This window comes from Desulfonatronum parangueonense, from assembly GCF_054656975.1.
Window position 1 is genome coordinate 15,646 of the sequence record NZ_BAAHXH010000004.1, and the last position, 16,433, is coordinate 32,078.

The window sequence follows — 16,433 nt, forward strand, 5'->3', positions numbered from 1 at the left end:
TAAATCGTCTTGCCAATCCCAATCAACGCCATGAATTCCCTCGATCAAAAAATCAACGATCACTTCCAAGGGCTTGTGGTTCGCAAGGATCTGGTCAAGACGGTCAAGGGCAATGCCATCGTCCCGACTTATGTCCTTGAGTACCTGCTGGGGCAGTACTGCGCTACCAATGATGAACCGACGATCCAGAGCGGCATTGAGACGGTCAAGGAAATCCTGCGCAAGCACTATGTGCACCGCAACGAGGCCGGGCTGATCCGTTCGCACATCAAGGAAAAGGGCCGATACAAGGTCATCGACAAGATCAGCGTGGATCTCAACGACAAGACTGATGCCTATGAGGCTGAATTCTCCAATCTGGGCATCAAAAAAGTGCTCGTGGACTCGGGAACGGTCAAGGCCCATCCCAAGCTATTGGTCAGCGGGGTATGGTGCATCGCGGACCTGGAATACGAATTCACAGAGAACAAAAACTCCTGTCCGTGGATCATGTCCAGCCTGAAGCCCATCCAGCTCTCGCACTTTGATTTTGACGGCTATGTTCAGGCCCGCAAACAATTCACCACGGACGAATGGATCGACCTGCTGATCCAGAGCATAGGGCTCAATCCTGAATTGTTCGGAAAGCGCAGCAAACTGACCCAGTTGACCCGCCTGATCCCCTTTTGCGAGCGCAACTACAACCTGATCGAGCTTGGTCCAAAGGGGACAGGAAAATCACACGTCTATTCGGAATTTTCGCCCCACGGCATCTTGATATCCGGCGGTGAAGTCACGGTGCCCAAGCTGTTCGTGAACAATCAGTCCGGCAAGATTGGGCTGGTTGGATATTGGGACGTGGTGGCTTTTGACGAGTTCGCCGGAAAGCAGAAACGCGTGGACAAGTCCCTGGTGGACATCATGAAGAACTACATGGCCAACAAGTCCTTTTCCAGAGGTATTGAAACCCTCGGCGCGGAAGCGTCCATGGTTTTCGTTGGCAATACACGGCATACAGTCCCGTACATGCTTAAACACTCGGACCTGTTCGAGGAACTGCCGGAAAAATTCTACGACTCCGCGTTTCTGGACCGTATCCATTTCTACATTCCCGGCTGGGAAGTTGACATCATCCGCGGCGAGATGTTTTCCGAGGGTTACGGTTTCGTGGTCGACTACCTGGCGGAAATCCTGCGTTTCCTGCGCAACCACGATTACTCAGACGGATACAAGGAACATTTCACCCTGCACCCGGATATTTCAACCCGTGACCGCGACGGCATCCACAAGACGTTTTCCGGCCTGATGAAGATACTCTATCCGGATGGTGGAGCCCGCAGGGAAGAAATCGAGTACTTGCTGAAATTTTCCATAGAGGGACGCAAACGGGTCAAGGATCAGGTGATGCGCATTGACCCCACGTACCGCAAAGTCCTGTTCTCCTATCAAGCAGGGCAAGACAAGATGATCCCGGTTACAACCCTGGAGGAACGCGAATATCCACACTATTACAATAAGACGATCAAAGAAGGCGACGAGAACCTGGACATCGCACAGGAAGCCCCTGCGCCTCTTGCCGAAGACGCCGAGAAAACTGAAACCACGCTGAAAGAAAATCACCTCACGTTTGAAGAGAACCAAAAGGGCATCACTTACGACGACCTTTTCGGCCCTTACCTGCGGGGAGCGACCCAAATCACGATCACGGATGCATATATCCGAGCTTTTTACCAGGTCAGGAACCTTATGGAGTTCATGGAAACCGTGGCCAAGTTCAAGCCCAACGATGCCGAAGTTGCCGTCCACCTGACAACTTCAGAGGATGATTTCAAGGCCGCACAGCAACGGGAAAACCTGGAACGCATCACGGAAGCCTGCGCCTCCATCGGCATCACCTTTACCTGGGAGTTCGCCCCATACACGTCCATCCACGCTCGGCACATCGTCACGGACACCGGCTGGAAAATCTCCCTGGACAGGGGGCTGGACATCTTCCAACGCTACGAGATGAACGAGACCTTCACCTTTGCCAACAGGCTGCAACAGTACAGGCAGTGTAAGCCGTTTGAGGTGACGTATTTGCGGGTAAGCGGCGAATACTGAAATGAATCCCAAATCACAATTGGATTATGACCAAACCTGACCATTCATGGGTCACTGATTGGGAGATTAGAGAAGATATTGACAGAGAACGGAAGATATCCGCGGAATTGGTGGAATGTTTCCGCGCGTTCTGGGACGCTCAGGAACTCGACGGTAAAGCGAAAACCACCAGGAATCGTTATACCAATGCCTAACATGCGACGATACGAATCTCACGTCGTGATCGAGTTTTCTCAACACGTTTACATTCAACAAATGTTGGAATGCGTCTTGATCCGCAAATACAAAGTCAATTCCAACGATCAACGCCAGTGCTGGGATCAGGGACAGGCATTTCTCGCATTACGAGAAGCCACCGGCGAGGTTTCTCTGGATTAATCTGATCACCGGGTAGCAAGCTTGGTTCATTTCTAGGATCAGTTGAAGTTCTTGATCCTCGCTTTTACACAGCATTGGTATCATTGCTTCACGCGACCATCGGCTTGAATTACATAGACACTAGCCATTCAACTCTCCACCTGTTCACGTACCATCCATTTTCAGTGAACGAAGAAAATTCTCTTCTCACCTGAAAACCGAGAAGTCCTGTCGTGGTTATCTATAAAGCTATTTCTTATATCGCTTTTTTGGATTCTCTGATACTTGACACGTAAATATTCAACCGGTCTATGTATACTTCAATATATTTTATTGTAATATCATAATGATGTTTTTCTAATTTACCATTGGATTTTTTTTTCTCTTCCATGAATAGACGTTTAACATGACTTAACCATTCCTTTTCGAAGTGAATTTTATCAAGAAAAATATCATGCTCATACCTCTTTTTGAAAGCATGCATGACCATCCTTCTGTCTTTTTTATTTAATTTTATATATGTAGCAACAAAGTCTTCAGCTTTAATATACTGGAAAATTGGAATTTCACAATAAAAGCTTTCTTCGATTGAATTGTGAATAATTTGCATGGAAAAATTTCTAGTATCTTTTTCCATAGATTCCAACAGAGAAATTCCAAGATTTGGCAATATTTCAATTTTTGATTCTTCAGTTTTCATTGATATATATTGTGCAAAATCCTTAAATTCAGGCAAATTATAACAGGAGTTTAGCAGATCGCACCTAGATTTTCTAAAATAACTCACAATTCCGGTGCATTATCCGGACAATTCCTGTAAGACCCCATTGCTCACTTCGTACCCCATAGCTTTCATTATCTGGGCCTGGGCTTGGTTTGGTTCCTCAAGTTTACGGATCGCCTTTCGGGCGCCGGCATTCCAACAAAGACATGAATGGAGTGCGCGCATCTGCTGCATTATCGTGGCCGCGGAGAGCTTCAGTCCGGCTTTTGTCAAGCGCAATTCCAAGAGGCGCAGGTAGGAGAGGGCAACAATGCAGCACAGGATGTGGCAGCGGATCTTGCTGTCTGTCCAGTGCCGCATAGGTCTCATGTTGACCAAGTCATTGTCCTTGGTTTGGCGAAAGCTTTGCTCCACCATGTACCTATCCAGGCTGGCCCTGACAATCTCATCAGTACTCCAATCCATTCTGTCCGTGATCAGCACATTCTTTCCGAACCTATCGATATGTCGCTCGATTCGATAATAGTTTTTGCGAAAGCTCATGACCAAGCCTCCACTTTTCACGGCGAAACTCAGATCGTAAAGACTGTCTGGAAGATACAGATCCCGGCAAATATTTCGGTAGCGCTCCCTGATCGTGTCTTCGTCGCGCCACTGGGCAGCCCTGGAACGAACCTTTGATCGGATTTCGTATAAAGCCGATTGGAGTGTTCGCATTTTCTTTTCGAATTTATACCGTTGCTTGGAGGCGGTCCGGGGGTTGTAGGTCACGATCACCGTGCGCGTCTGACCCCAATACTCCCCGGTGCTTCGCCAAGCAGTCAATTGATCGTCCTCTCTGCCGAGTTCACGAAGTCGCCGATTTTTTTCGGTATCCGCGACGATAAACTTTTTCCTGTCGACATGGATAAGCTCCTCGACAAAGTACGTCGAGTAGCTGGTCACGAAATGCACGCCGTCCATGGCGTCAATGACGTCCATGGCGTCTTCGGAATTCATGCCCTTGTCCAAAACCACAGTCACGTCTTGCCGACCATATTTGCGCATGGCATCCACAACGTTCTCTAGAACGCACTGAAACACCTTGGAATCATGGCAGTTGCCCTGATACTCTCGATAGAAAAAAGGCAGGCCGGTATCCCTGGCCACCAATAAGGCAAGCCCTACCTGGCGAAGCCAGTAGCGGCCCTCTTTGCTTTTCCCCGTCTGAGCGAGATCAGACTCGGTATTGCCGGCCAAGTAAGTGTAGTAGTTGGTGGTGTCGAAAAGAAAGCAGTCGGATTGGGATATCTCAATTTGCGCCAGCTTTGCGAAGAACTTCCTTGCGATAGACTCAATCTGGCCTTGACTGACCCTATCCCATTTCTTCCAGAATTTCTCCGAGGATAATGCCTTGATGTCCACCGGCCTGATCTGCTGGACGGCAGTCTTGTCGTACCAACCCGTCAGAGCTCTTTTGGACTGAGCGTGAATCATCCTGTTGAAGACTGCGTAAAGGAAGTACTCGCCAACAGATGGTCCGGTCTCGTTCTTTGCCCTGGGAACCACCTCGTCCACGATCTTGGCAATCCCGACACCTTGGTCGATCAAATTGGCCAGCCACAGCGATCCATACTCCTGGGTCTGAATTTTTTCTAACGTAGCGCCAGCGCCTTTTGCCAATTCCATGATTCTCTCTGGCGAACCAAGATAGACTTGGTTGGTGACTTTCGGCTTGCCATCGATCCGTGCCATCTCCCGTACATAGTAGTAGGGTCTACCCTTTTTGATCTTTTTGTGCAGGTGAGCCATGCGCAAGGCATATCAGTAGGGTCTAACAATGTCAACACAAAACTCGATAAAACATTAAAATATTGAATCTTATTCATTAAGTTTGGAGAGGGAAGAAGGGTCTTACGCAGACGAGAAGGCTAACAACCTGAAATTACGACAAAAAAAGGTGGGAAGGCGATGATTCGGCTAAAGTCCTGTATAACCCATAAACATAAAACTGCCCCAAGAATCTTCTTCAAAAAAATTATGTAGAAAAGATTTCTTTTCTGCTAAAAGTTTATTTGTTTTCAATTCATCAATGTATTTTTTTGACTCATTAAGAATGTCTTCTTTTGTTCTTTCGATTAAGCCAATATTAGAAAAATGAAGAAACATTCCTACAATATGCTTGACAACACCTACTTCTTTGTGCTTCCTCTCGCTAAACTCCTTTGACACTTGATCAAACAAATTGGTAAATTCAAGATCTTCTAAATCACAATAATGCCATAATTTCATCCAGTTATCAGTGTAATGATTATAAAAATATTTATTTTTAGTTAATGATTCCGAAATTGCTGACTTGTCAATAATGCCTTTGTCAAAGAAAAGCTCCCATAGCGAAAAATCTATAAGATGATCATAAAAAACAAGGCCTGTATATTTGTCTGATATTTTTTTTGATTTTGTTGCATTACTATCATTGCTTTTGAAAACGTCATCCAAATAGGATGACGAGAATTGCTTTAAATCTTGTGGACTGAGCGATCCAGACTTAATCTCGAATGATAAAACAAGGAATAATTTTAACAAATTTTTTTTGAAGTCTGAATTTTCAGTAAACTGTTTATCTATCGATGCGAAAAATCTTTCAAATTCATAAATCGATTGTTTTAGAATTCGAATATTTTTATAGCCCGATTCATCAAATATATTTATTATCAAATCTGATTCCGCGTTCAGTAGTTCACGACAGCAATCATTATTAATTGTCAAATTAATGTTGGTAATAATTTCTTCAACATCTGACTGGATTTCAAAAGTTTTTCCAACTAACTTTTCTTTAATAATTAAATATCGCTTATATTGTTCATCATCTTTTTCTATATCATCTTCATTGCAAATGATTATAGCTTTGAAACCCTGATGCTCTACAAAGTGATTTATATATCCAAGTATATCTTGTATATTTATACAGCATCTTTCTAAGTCATCAAACACCAAAATTTTTCCATCCGCCTTATTGAAATAGTTAGCAAGCTCGATATCCGGAATTTGCGAGTCAATAATGGTGGTTCCTTTTTTATCCAATTCTAATTTTATAGTTGCTTTCAATGCTCCTTTAAGTATTTTACCAGCTAAGGCCATTTTTTTCGAAGATAGAAAAGGATGAAGCTTCTGAAAAAAAAGATCCTCTATTTCTCTATAACTTTTGACACCATATAAACTGATCAACAAATATTTGTCCTTGAAATTTACTTCAAGATATTTTTTAACAAACCATGTTTTCCCACACCCCCACTTCCCCTTAAGCATAACAGCGTACTCTGGTTCATGGGTAAGATTGCAATAGTAGTTTAAAAAATTGACTACATGGCCATTAATATTTTTTTCTATCGAATTTCTATTGTTTGGCATATATATTTTCCTAAAAAAAATTTTCGAATTTTTTAAAATTTCGAAAACAGAAGGTATTTTAGTGGTTACCAACTTTTTAATCAGTTGACGTATATGACGTAATATAATCATGATTTTGCATTGTTGAATATCAACTACTTTATACCATGGATTGTTATATGGGGGGGCAAAGTCCGTCGCGAAAGATTCATAAAAATGGTACAATTATCCTAGATTAAAAGACATCTCCATGGATCATCCACACATGCCCCGCAATCGCCCATCCAGATTTGAATACCGATTCCCGGTCTTGTTGTTCCTCACAACCATAGCCAGAGCTTTCTTCGTTCCCACAAGGACCACAAGGTGCTTATTCAGGGTAATACCCGTATAGATCAGGTTGCGCTGGTGCATGATGTAGTGGGTGGTCAGCCCCGAGGTGAGACACGCGCCAACGAGCAGTGCAAGAAACTCCGTTCATTCAAAATGCCACGACTTAATATAAAGGTCTGCCAATGCTCCGAGCGTCCTGTCATAAACAGGAGCCTGTCTTTGTTTTCCCTTGTATTCTGAGATAAGGACATCTACAGGGGTTCGGTTTCTACCAATTGTAAGTCCGGGCACTTTGCCAAGTACAGCAGCCTCGTCCGTTCGCCCTGACAGAACCAACGCTTTAATCATATAACTGAGGGGCGTAAGCCATGCTGGATTTGTCCGCTTTCGGATTGCCCGCAGGAGAGCGACAAGAATATCGGCGTGTTGATGATCCTGACTGTCGGTAAGTATATGCACAAGGGAATCGAAATGGTACCCTTCCAGCTTATATACTTGTGCTATGTCTGAGGCCTTCTCCACAGATGCGACAGCAAAGGAGAAGGTCCTAAAGAGAGCCAAGTACTTATTATAATTATGAACATCATGCTTCTCAGCCATTGAGACAAGCATCTCTATTTCCGTGCGACTTGTAGCAAGTGTCATTTTTTTTATTACATTTTCAACAACTTCTATAACCCGACGACCTGCTTTTCCAGAACTAGGGATGAGGGACGCGAACCAATCCATCCACTTGACCAGTGCCTTTGTTGTTTTTGGCTGATATTCATGAAAGAAAATGTTATGAATGTCGTTCAGTGCTTGTTCGACTGCGATTGGTCCACATTCCTTAGTCAGTAGAGCATAAACGCTGTCGCTTGTTTCTTCAAAGAGGCACACCGGGAGATTCAGTTCCAGCGCTCTCTCAGCGTCAAATAACCCGACAAGAAAAGCATGCACAAGGAATTCTGTACCCCTATCTTCAAAACAATTATTCGATGTTGTCGCATTGTATTTTTTAATTGCTCTTTCTGAATGCAAGACATTCAAAAGACGCATCGGGCCGAATGACGAATGGGAAGCAACGTCTCGAGGGTGAGCCTGGCGCAGGATTGTCTCAACACTGTTGGCATTAACATCCAGTATTCTCTTGTCCATGTTGCCAAGAATAGACAGAATAACTATACTATCTTCCGCCCGGTCGTGAATTTCAGACCATAGTGCCAGCACACGTATGACCCAGGACGGGTCTTTGTGTATTAAGTTCGAACGTAATTCGTCACGCAGTCTAGAGGCGTTCCACGATTGCATTAATTCGCTATAGAAGGGTTTAGCTTCACTCCAGCTATGTGACATTTTGGCGCGTGCTAGTAGTGCTGAATAAAGGCCTTCCTCGTCCGGATTTCCTCCTTGGGGTCTGTGAATTTCAATGAGTCGCTCAAGCACATGACTGGCTATGTTGTTATGAATATCCGGCTGGAGCGTGTCAATGCATTTGCGCAAGTTTGTAATAGCTGTACTGTAATCGCCTTCCTGGAATGCCACTTCGGCCTGGACAAGATACTTAACAAAGTGATCCGCTACGCACTGTCCCTCTTTCAGTTGTCTATGCAACCAAACACGCTCGCTTTCACTCGCTTGCTTAAGGAATTCCAAACACTCAGTAGCGAGCACACTAAGATTTTCTGGTAACCCCTCAGTGATAAGTGCGATCCGCAGCCCGCGTACAGGATATAGGTTTGGTGATTGTCGCAGAGTAATGACGGCCCATTTGTCGAGAGCGTCTGCGAGTATTTGTCTCAGAGATTTAGACTCCGACTTGCCATCCTCTAATTGCACAAACCAGGAGAGCACCCCGTCAACTATGGTAGTCCATGTCCATGGTGGGGCTGTTGCAGCAAGTTCCTTAACATCGGATTGCGAGTCGATCCACCAGGCAACAAGTCTCTCTTCATAAACGCGTTCGCCATTTTTACGAATCTCGATGAGCAGTTCCTCACAAATATCTTCCCACTGCCACTTCTCACGGGCTCGTGTGTAGAGAGCCACCGTGTCAGTGAACTCAGATGCGGTTCGGGCTGCCCGAAGGCAATGGAATCGAAATAATTCTGAACTTGAAAATGGTCCTGATGAATCAAAGAGGTCGGAGAGCATAACATGAGCGTCATGCGCAACTTCTGGACTAGGCTTTAAATCAAGAATGCGCTGTAAGAGCTCGCGAGCCTCTTGGAATCGTCCAGTACGGTGACATGCTGTTGCACTGACACGTAAAGCCTCTGGCATATCCGGCATCGTCTTCTGGAACAGTGCGATAGAGTCCCAGATGGTTTCTAATTCGACAGGAGAGGCACCGCCAAGAATCTCAAGCGCACGTGAGCATGCCTCCTGGGGTTGAAGGGACAATATACCTCGTACCATGCCGTCGATTCGTATCCAAAGAGCAGTTTTGTGGTTCGGCAAATCTGTCAGTAAACGCCCTGTCCAACCCTCGACATACGCTCGTAGAGATCGACCAGCAGCTTCCAGTCTCTCGACATGCGACCACAAGGCACGTAACACGGAGATATCCGGTAGCTCTAATCGTGCCATCTCCAAAACGGCGAGAAGATCCAAAATTTCAGTCCCAAGGAGTTCCACAACCTTATTGCGCTTTGAGAGGTCTTTCTCAAAATCCCCCTTGGGTACGCATCGGCTACAGCTGCGACAATTACCTTGTACCACCTCGCCGGTCTTAAGATAGCCGAGGAGAACAGCACGCAAGCAGGGCTTCGCGTCACTAAGATGTGGCAATGATCCATCTTCATTGGCCCCAACGTAATCGGTCAGCAGTAATCGGTATGCAGCCCGGTCATTCGCCTGACGACGGTCGTGCATCTCCATGAACGACTCGACATACTTCTCGAAAAGATCTGGATTTGTCAGAGCGTGTCCAGGGTGGACTTCCCAGCCTTTAGGCTCAGGGAGTTCACCAGGCCCGAACCAATCATCATCAGAGGGCACAATCTGCCCATGTATATTGTTATTCCTTACATCACCACGTGCTCGTGCCTGCTCAGCTCTCCAACGTGCCTCCGTCACGTTGGCCCTGCGCAACGCACCCGCATATGTACGCCACTCGGAAACCGTAAGCCCTTGTGCTATGCCATACTTCGGCGTAGCCACGTATTTGAAATCTAAGAGTGATGGCATCCATCTACCATTTTTTAACTGACCGTCTGATCTGTTGATGTCCCATAGCATTGAGACGGTATTGGCAAGCGATAGTCCGAGGGCACGTGCAAAGGGGATAATGTCTTCGCTGATGCATCTACGCATCCATGTTCTAAAATCTGATGCTGTTACTCTGCGTGAACGTAATAATTCCCCAAAGTAGGCGTTTGATGTGATAATACCGTCCGCATTAATCACAATAGAAGATACTGAATTACACAGCAGTACAGATCCAACATCTTGTACGGCATCGAGGATACAGACGCGTCTAAATGCTCCAATGTCAGGTCTAATTCGGTATAGCGCCGACAGGATTCTATCAATGTAACGAATCTTTTGCTTGTAGATGTGTCCTCGGTCGAGAATCACTTTATGCTCCGAGCTTTCCTGGCCGCGAGGAAGCCTTGGGGGAAAGCTTGGCCAAGCGTAACAACCTTGAGACGCCAGACGGTCAAAGAAGGGCAGGATCTCATCACTGGTGAAGTACAAGTGATCGCAGATCTCCCGATTAACAGTCGCCAGGAATTGCTTCATTGCAATGACATCGTCTCTGCGAATGTATTTCTCTGTTAAAAAAAAATCCTGAATATCATAGTCTCTACACACCTTAGTTGTGCCGTCTTCGGCTGAGTCAGGACTATAGTAGAGGACGACATCAGATATCTGCCCATCACGCCCCGCTCGTCCGGCCTCTTGTGCATAGGCTTCCAAGTTTGACGTGGGCGTTCTGTGGATTATGAGGCGAATGTTAGGTTTATCAATGCCCATGCCAAAGCCCTTTGTGGCGACCATGATCGGATACTGACCCTCAATGAAAGCAGACTGCTCATCCCGTCGACTACGGCCACGCAAATCACCTAGCCGAAGTTGAGATCCTGGCGTGCTTTGTTGACTGTCCTTATCGAAGTCCATTTTACCGTGGTATATAGCAACACGTGTATTGAGTGATCGTTCGACATATGAGCCGAAATTGGTCACTCCTGCACTGTATCGTCCCTTACTGGACGGAGCATTGTTTTCAGGCAAATACCAGCTTGGTATATCTGGATCAGTCCCAGTCCATGGCATAAATACGATAGCGGCATCGGGCTTTTCGGTACGAGAGTTTTTTTGTAAAAAATGTTGTAGTCGCTCAATGATGTCGCTGACTTTTGCCTCTGTCGAATGAACAGGCTTCACAATTAGATTCAGTTCGACTCGGTTGGATGAATGAACATATACATCACCACCAGATGCAAGTGGTTCATTTATCAGGTGAAGCTCTTCACACAGATCGGATCGGACTTCAGGGCTGGCCGTCGCCGTTAAAGCAATTCTTACCGGTTCAATGCCGATGTTTGAAAGACGAGTTACCAAGTTTAAATAGCTGTCTCGGAAGTCATGTCCCCATTGGCTAATGCAGTGTGCTTCATCCAGAGTGAGATATCTTATTCCAACGCTTTCGTGTGCCCGCTTCAAACTGTTTAAAACATGAGGCTGACGTATTTGTTCAGGAGTAAAGTATACCAGCTTATAGTAGCCCAATTCGATGCGTTTTAGACGGGCCTGTCGCTCGGCAAAAAGAACATCTCCATTTATGTAGGTTGTCAGGTTTTTCAATCCATATCGCTCATCTATTCTTTTATCATACTGATCCTGCATGAGAGACTTTAGTGGAGATATGACAATCGTAACCCCTGGGAAAAGCATGGCAGGAAGAATATAGCACTCGCTCTTTCCACCACCGGTTGCCGCAATGCCTAGAATGCTTCTCCCTGAGAGAACACGACCAAGAATCTCGTGTTGAAACGATCGCATGGCCTTAAAGCCAAAGAGGCGGAAAGCTATTTCGTCAACAGCTTCCATCGACGATTCGTCATATTTTGATAAAAACCCCAACGACATTCTGGGAACACCTATTTCATATTTGACTTCAGATACTTGATTGAGTTCAATAAACCGAGTGTGAGTCCGTCCTTCCGGAATCTGAATCGGACAATTAGAAATAGTTAAGTTGCTACCGTGAGGAATAGATGGCAAAATAAAACCCGGCGCACGCTTCGCCCAAAACCCTGTGATATCATCTCCTTGTAATGATGAATGACACAATTTTACCCATTCAACAGCCCCAGTTGACAACGATGTGTCTGGATCGGGAGGTACCAACCAGGGCTCTTGCCGTTGCTGTTTTATGACTCTGCCCATGATCCGTGTGGCTATTACGTCTTTTCTGTTTGTCAGATCATTCTGCCTATCGTCGCCTATGTATTCATGCCCTACCAACTCGACACATGTATAGCTCCATGAGAGCAGGTTGTTAGAGTATTCGTCAATACTTCGTTTGTCTCGGGTTCGATCTCTCAGTGAGCGATATAGAAGAGGTTCATGTAGTGATTCCCTACGAGCATTCCAGCAAGAATGACATCTGCCGCGGGCCTTCTGAGCGTGATCCCCGCATGGAAAAAGTGAACGAACGATTTTTTGATGACTAAATAGAGCGTGCTTCCATGTATTTAACTTTGTACACGAATTTCTGTCACCCGGTTCGATAACAGTTGCGATGCTACCCGCAGGAGTTGCAAGAATGCTTTCGGCAAGCGAAATCTTTCCAGATTCTGGCAGTTCATTGAGGATATTGGACGCGAAAAAGAGCACGCAAGTATCCCCAGCAGTGGAAATTGGGCCGTTAATTATATTTTTACGATGCCATTCGGCAGACATTCCCCAAGAGGCTATTTTCTCGGCGTCCCCCGACATAGTGCCTTGCCCACTTGCTGAGTTATGCCTCCGTTCGATTGACTTACAATATGCTTCCACAACACTCCGGGCGACACGCAAACACACGGCAGAAGTATCGTAGCAACGAAAACGAACATTCTTTACGGGAAATGAATAGCCGAAGAGGTTGCACGTTGTGGCCCATGCCAAAAGAAAGTCCAGCACTGCCACGGCGGTAGTGCCTGAACCCACGCCAACATCTACGACAGAAAATGTTGACTTTATTTTGCTGGCCTTAACCAAGTCGAGCATGCAGATTTGAATCTTGCATAAGTTCGTTGTGAAGTAATAGGCGAGATACAGGCGAAGAAAGTCTTCTTGCTGATATGTTTCCGGATTGAATTTTCGTCCTTCATTAGCAAAATTGATGTATCTTTCTGCTAGGATATTAACTTCATCACTGCGACGATTAAGAATTCCGCGAAGGCTACCATGTCGATCTTGTGGATCGGGTAACTCTCCGAAAAGAACCTGAAGCTGGGCATCTTGAACGTAAGGCGATATCCTTGCTTTACCGCCGGGGACCACTAAGCTTATTAATGTATCGAGCATAGGCAGGCCTTGTTATAACAACCGTCGCTGCTGGACAGAGGTATCCGGGGGGGGAATGTCAATATCTTTCGAGATGCAAGTCCATTCATGTCGGTGTTTTCGGAGCGTTTCCAGAGCTTTTTCATGGCTTATGGTAGCGTAGCAGTACTTACAGCCAAAACCACAGGAATCATTTACCCCTATGTCAACGCTCTCATGGCACAGACATCCTTCACGCTGTTTGTGAAATCTTAGACGTCGAGGAGATTCACGTCCCGCTAAGGAGTATATTAAGGATGAATCAACGCAACTTCCTGGAGCAATTCCTTCGATTAAAAGCGAGTTCTCCGCACACGACTGAACGACAAGATTTCTCGATGTTGCCTCGTCGACAATTACCCGCAACACGTCAGCATATGCATCTGGATTGTACAAGACGCCATCGTAAGCAGTTCCCACGCGGCGCTGGGTTCGTGCATATGGGTCAATTACACTAACGATTACCTGATGAGTGAGATCAATAAGTGAGTCAGCTATTCTCCTAAAGTTGTCGTGATGCCATGACAGCGAAAGATCATGATTCAGGATGATGGGATCATATCGCCAGATGACTCGATTGGAACCAACATGATGTGATATGTTACTAAAAGTTTTGACAGCATTTTCAACGCTTGGAGATCGCAGATCAATTGTACGAGGGTAGCCGACGATTGTATATTGGAAATAATAAACGAATCCTGCTTTGTCCAAAGTGGCAAGATGATGTACAAATGGGGCGGGGTTTCTTGTCCAGAAGACGATCCCAAGGACGTCCTCACTGCGAAGACTGACACGGTATACCTGCTGCGGATAGAGTGGGTTGGGATACACACAGAACCCAGCCCTGATACGGTTCATTAACCATGACGAATAAAAAGCTGGAATGTCCGTTCGTCGGCTGGCAGAAATGATTCTTGGCTTCATGTTTTGGAGACCCTAGCGTTTGTAAAAAGTTATTGTAAAGTCATCCTCCACCGTTTTCATTATATCAGTTATAATCCCTGATATTGTACGGTCCTTCCTTCTGGATCACGAACACCTCACCTACTTCGCGAATTATTGACTACTGCTCCGTCGGTTACCCTCCCAGGAACACATATTTCTTGACCTCACCATGTTCTTCAGCAAGGCGTTTGAATTCATCTCTGTCAGCAGAGATCGCACATATAATTGGCCAGCAACGTCCGAGATGGATGCAATCAACTCCTGTGGGTAAACGTATCCAAACATCGACGCCGTGGTCGGGTTGGCCGCCAAAAAACAACCAGTCGGGGGTGGATGTGTAGATGCCGATGAGAGCGTTGTCGAAAACATCTTGAAGAACGGAAGCAGATTGATCAGGTTGGAGGGAGGTGTCGGCAGAGGATAGAGCAGAACCAAGCATGAAAGGCTCCATGGCGGGGATTATAAGAAGGAATCGGCCTATTGTTTCCCCTACTTTTGTTTATCCTTCTTGGCCTCTTTCTGTTTTTTGTCTTTGGCCTTTTCTTTCTTTCCTTTCGTATCACCCATAATTTAACTCCTTCTCAGTGATGTGAAAAATTAGATACTATGCACAAGAAACTTCGAAACCCTCTGGTCCACTACCAAATTTCTTTGTGTAATTGCCTTTGTCACCCAGAGTCCGTCAAGCCCTGTGGCCCTCGAAAGCGCAACATAATGCTGACCACGGGCAAAACAGCTCCCCACCACGCAGCTCGAGACAGACACGAGGGATGGTCATGCCCTGGCTCTTGTGGAACGTGATGGACCAACGCAACCGTAACGGATACTGCTCAAACTTGCCTACGATTTCCCTGTCCAGCTTCCCGTCGGCCCATGTGTAGGCGATGGATTCCCAGGTATGGTGAGGGACTTTCATAGTCTCGCCGGTTCGGTCGATCTTCACCTTGATTGTTCATCATCGAGTTCCACCACATCCCCAGTATCTCCATTGGCGGCTACCAGACCATCCTCTTCCTGGTAGATGTTCGCGATGATCACGACGCGAGCGCCTTTCTTCAGCTTCAATTCTTCTTCCGCCGGAGCAGTCGGCACCTTCCCTTCCAGACTGGCCTTGTAGGTGAACAACTGGCCCTGAATGGCTTTCAGCGTAGCCTCGTTGATGGTGTTGGCAGCGGCATTTGTCGGGGTCAGCTTCACGGCGTCGTCGGGTGGCTCTTGGACTCGATTATTGATGATGTCCAATCTCTGGGGATCACCTTGGCGTATGAATTTAAGGCGGCCAGAAATTGCAGGTCTGAGGACCGCATCACTTGGTTGAGCGTATAGGTTGTCAGATTTTCCAGCATGGGGAATCAAAGGCGTAGGGACCGTTGTAGATGTCGTTCAGGTACTGGGCTTCATCGCTTTTGACCACTGGCGGCAGTTGAGCAAAGTTACCGACCATAATCACCTGCTTCCCGCCAAAGGGTTCCGTTCTCACTCCGGAGAACCGCAGCCTCGCAACTATTGCCTGAAGCAGATCAACCCGGACCATGGAAAATACATCGATCAGGATAATCTTGGCCGCGGCAATGACCTTGGCCTGTGTCCCTAGATGCCCTTTAGTTCTCACGGGTACTGGATTTGGATGCCGAAACCCAGACGAAATAACTAATGGATGGTTTGTCCGCCGATATGCAATACCGCTACGCCGGTGGGGGCTACGTCAGCAAGGTCTTTTGCTTTGTGACAGAACTCCCTAACCACCGTTGATTTTTTTTGTTCCCGCATTGCCCGTCAGAAACATGCTTTCGCAACTGATCATGACATCACATACTGCAAATGCGAGGGATTCACTCTTTCAAAACTACCTGACATTGCATCATTGCAAAACCCGATACCCTCTTCCCGCCATACACCGCCGAATAATTTCCATCTGGCTTCGCGCTCCCTCCGCGGCCCCCGTCATGCCGCCTGACGTCCCGCCGACAGCCGCCCCCATGCCGGCGAATTCACCGGCACGTCCAAAATATGATCCGACAACAAGACCAAGTAGAGCACCAGCTCCGGCACCGATAGCTCCCCCGACAACGCCTGATGTCGCCGGTGAAACCTGTTTTGCATAATT

General features: G+C 46.4%; 11 protein-coding genes. 2 read left to right on the forward strand and 9 right to left on the reverse strand.

Annotated elements, in window-relative coordinates; genetic code table 11:
- The first annotated feature begins 9 nt into the window (after positions 1-9).
- The gene (gene brxL, locus ACYQ15_RS21680) at positions 10-2,082 is read left to right on the forward strand and encodes a BREX system Lon protease-like protein BrxL (protein WP_459939656.1); all 2,073 of its coding nucleotides are present in this window, start codon (positions 10-12) and stop codon (positions 2,080-2,082) included.
- A gap of 186 nt (positions 2,083-2,268) precedes the next feature.
- Complete coding sequence (locus ACYQ15_RS21685) at positions 2,269-2,460, forward strand: hypothetical protein (protein ID WP_459939657.1); 192 nt, start codon at positions 2,269-2,271, stop codon at positions 2,458-2,460.
- Positions 2,461-2,695: 235 nt separating this feature from the next.
- On the opposite strand, the gene ACYQ15_RS21690 is transcribed toward ACYQ15_RS21685, so the two are convergent.
- The 9 genes from ACYQ15_RS21690 to ACYQ15_RS21730 all read right to left on the reverse strand — a co-directional run bounded on the left by ACYQ15_RS21690 (position 2,696) and on the right by ACYQ15_RS21730 (position 15,938).
- Entirely contained in the window at positions 2,696-3,139 is a 444-nt protein-coding gene (locus tag ACYQ15_RS21690) for a hypothetical protein (RefSeq protein ID WP_459939658.1), read from the reverse strand.
- A 99-nt stretch (positions 3,140-3,238) separates the two neighbouring features.
- The gene (locus ACYQ15_RS21695; protein ID WP_459937859.1) at positions 3,239-4,954 is read right to left on the reverse strand and encodes an IS1634 family transposase; all 1,716 of its coding nucleotides are present in this window, start codon (positions 4,952-4,954) and stop codon (positions 3,239-3,241) included.
- A 168-nt stretch (positions 4,955-5,122) separates the two neighbouring features.
- Positions 5,123-6,553, reverse strand: coding sequence for a P-loop NTPase fold protein (locus tag ACYQ15_RS21700; RefSeq protein WP_459939659.1), 1,431 nt, complete (start codon positions 6,551-6,553; stop codon positions 5,123-5,125).
- 456 nt (positions 6,554-7,009) lie between these two features.
- A complete protein-coding gene (locus tag ACYQ15_RS21705; protein ID WP_459939660.1) occupies positions 7,010-13,363 on the reverse strand; it encodes a DEAD/DEAH box helicase in 6,354 nt (2,117 codons plus the stop codon).
- A gap of 12 nt (positions 13,364-13,375) precedes the next feature.
- Positions 13,376-14,305 (reverse strand): DUF1848 domain-containing protein, encoded by a 930-nt coding sequence (locus ACYQ15_RS21710; RefSeq protein ID WP_459939661.1) that lies wholly within the window; start codon positions 14,303-14,305, stop codon positions 13,376-13,378.
- A gap of 154 nt (positions 14,306-14,459) precedes the next feature.
- Complete coding sequence (locus ACYQ15_RS21715) at positions 14,460-14,765, reverse strand: hypothetical protein (protein WP_459939662.1); 306 nt, start codon at positions 14,763-14,765, stop codon at positions 14,460-14,462.
- Positions 14,766-15,008: 243 nt separating this feature from the next.
- Entirely contained in the window at positions 15,009-15,242 is a 234-nt protein-coding gene (locus tag ACYQ15_RS21720; protein ID WP_459939663.1) for a P-loop NTPase family protein, read from the reverse strand.
- Positions 15,243-15,265: 23 nt separating this feature from the next.
- The gene (locus ACYQ15_RS21725) at positions 15,266-15,568 is read right to left on the reverse strand and encodes a hypothetical protein (protein ID WP_459939664.1); all 303 of its coding nucleotides are present in this window, start codon (positions 15,566-15,568) and stop codon (positions 15,266-15,268) included.
- Positions 15,569-15,656: 88 nt separating this feature from the next.
- Complete coding sequence (locus tag ACYQ15_RS21730; RefSeq protein WP_459939665.1) at positions 15,657-15,938, reverse strand: DEAD/DEAH box helicase family protein; 282 nt, start codon at positions 15,936-15,938, stop codon at positions 15,657-15,659.
- Positions 15,939-16,433 lie beyond the last annotated feature (495 nt).

Bases quoted from the DNA above. Each gene is read 5' to 3' on its own strand.
- ACYQ15_RS21685 (WP_459939657.1), top strand. From the start codon at position 2,269: ATGCCTAACATGCGACGATACGAATCTCACGTCGTGATCGAGTTTTCT.
- ACYQ15_RS21690 (WP_459939658.1), bottom strand. From the start codon at position 3,139: ATGAAAACTGAAGAATCAAAAATTGAAATATTGCCAAATCTTGGAATT.
- ACYQ15_RS21695 (WP_459937859.1), bottom strand. From the start codon at position 4,954: ATGGCTCACCTGCACAAAAAGATCAAAAAGGGTAGACCCTACTACTAT.
- ACYQ15_RS21700 (WP_459939659.1), bottom strand. From the start codon at position 6,553: ATGCCAAACAATAGAAATTCGATAGAAAAAAATATTAATGGCCATGTA.
- ACYQ15_RS21705 (WP_459939660.1), bottom strand. From the start codon at position 13,363: ATGCTCGATACATTAATAAGCTTAGTGGTCCCCGGCGGTAAAGCAAGG.
- ACYQ15_RS21710 (WP_459939661.1), bottom strand. From the start codon at position 14,305: ATGAAGCCAAGAATCATTTCTGCCAGCCGACGAACGGACATTCCAGCT.
- ACYQ15_RS21715 (WP_459939662.1), bottom strand. From the start codon at position 14,765: ATGCTTGGTTCTGCTCTATCCTCTGCCGACACCTCCCTCCAACCTGAT.
- ACYQ15_RS21720 (WP_459939663.1), bottom strand. From the start codon at position 15,242: ATGAAAGTCCCTCACCATACCTGGGAATCCATCGCCTACACATGGGCC.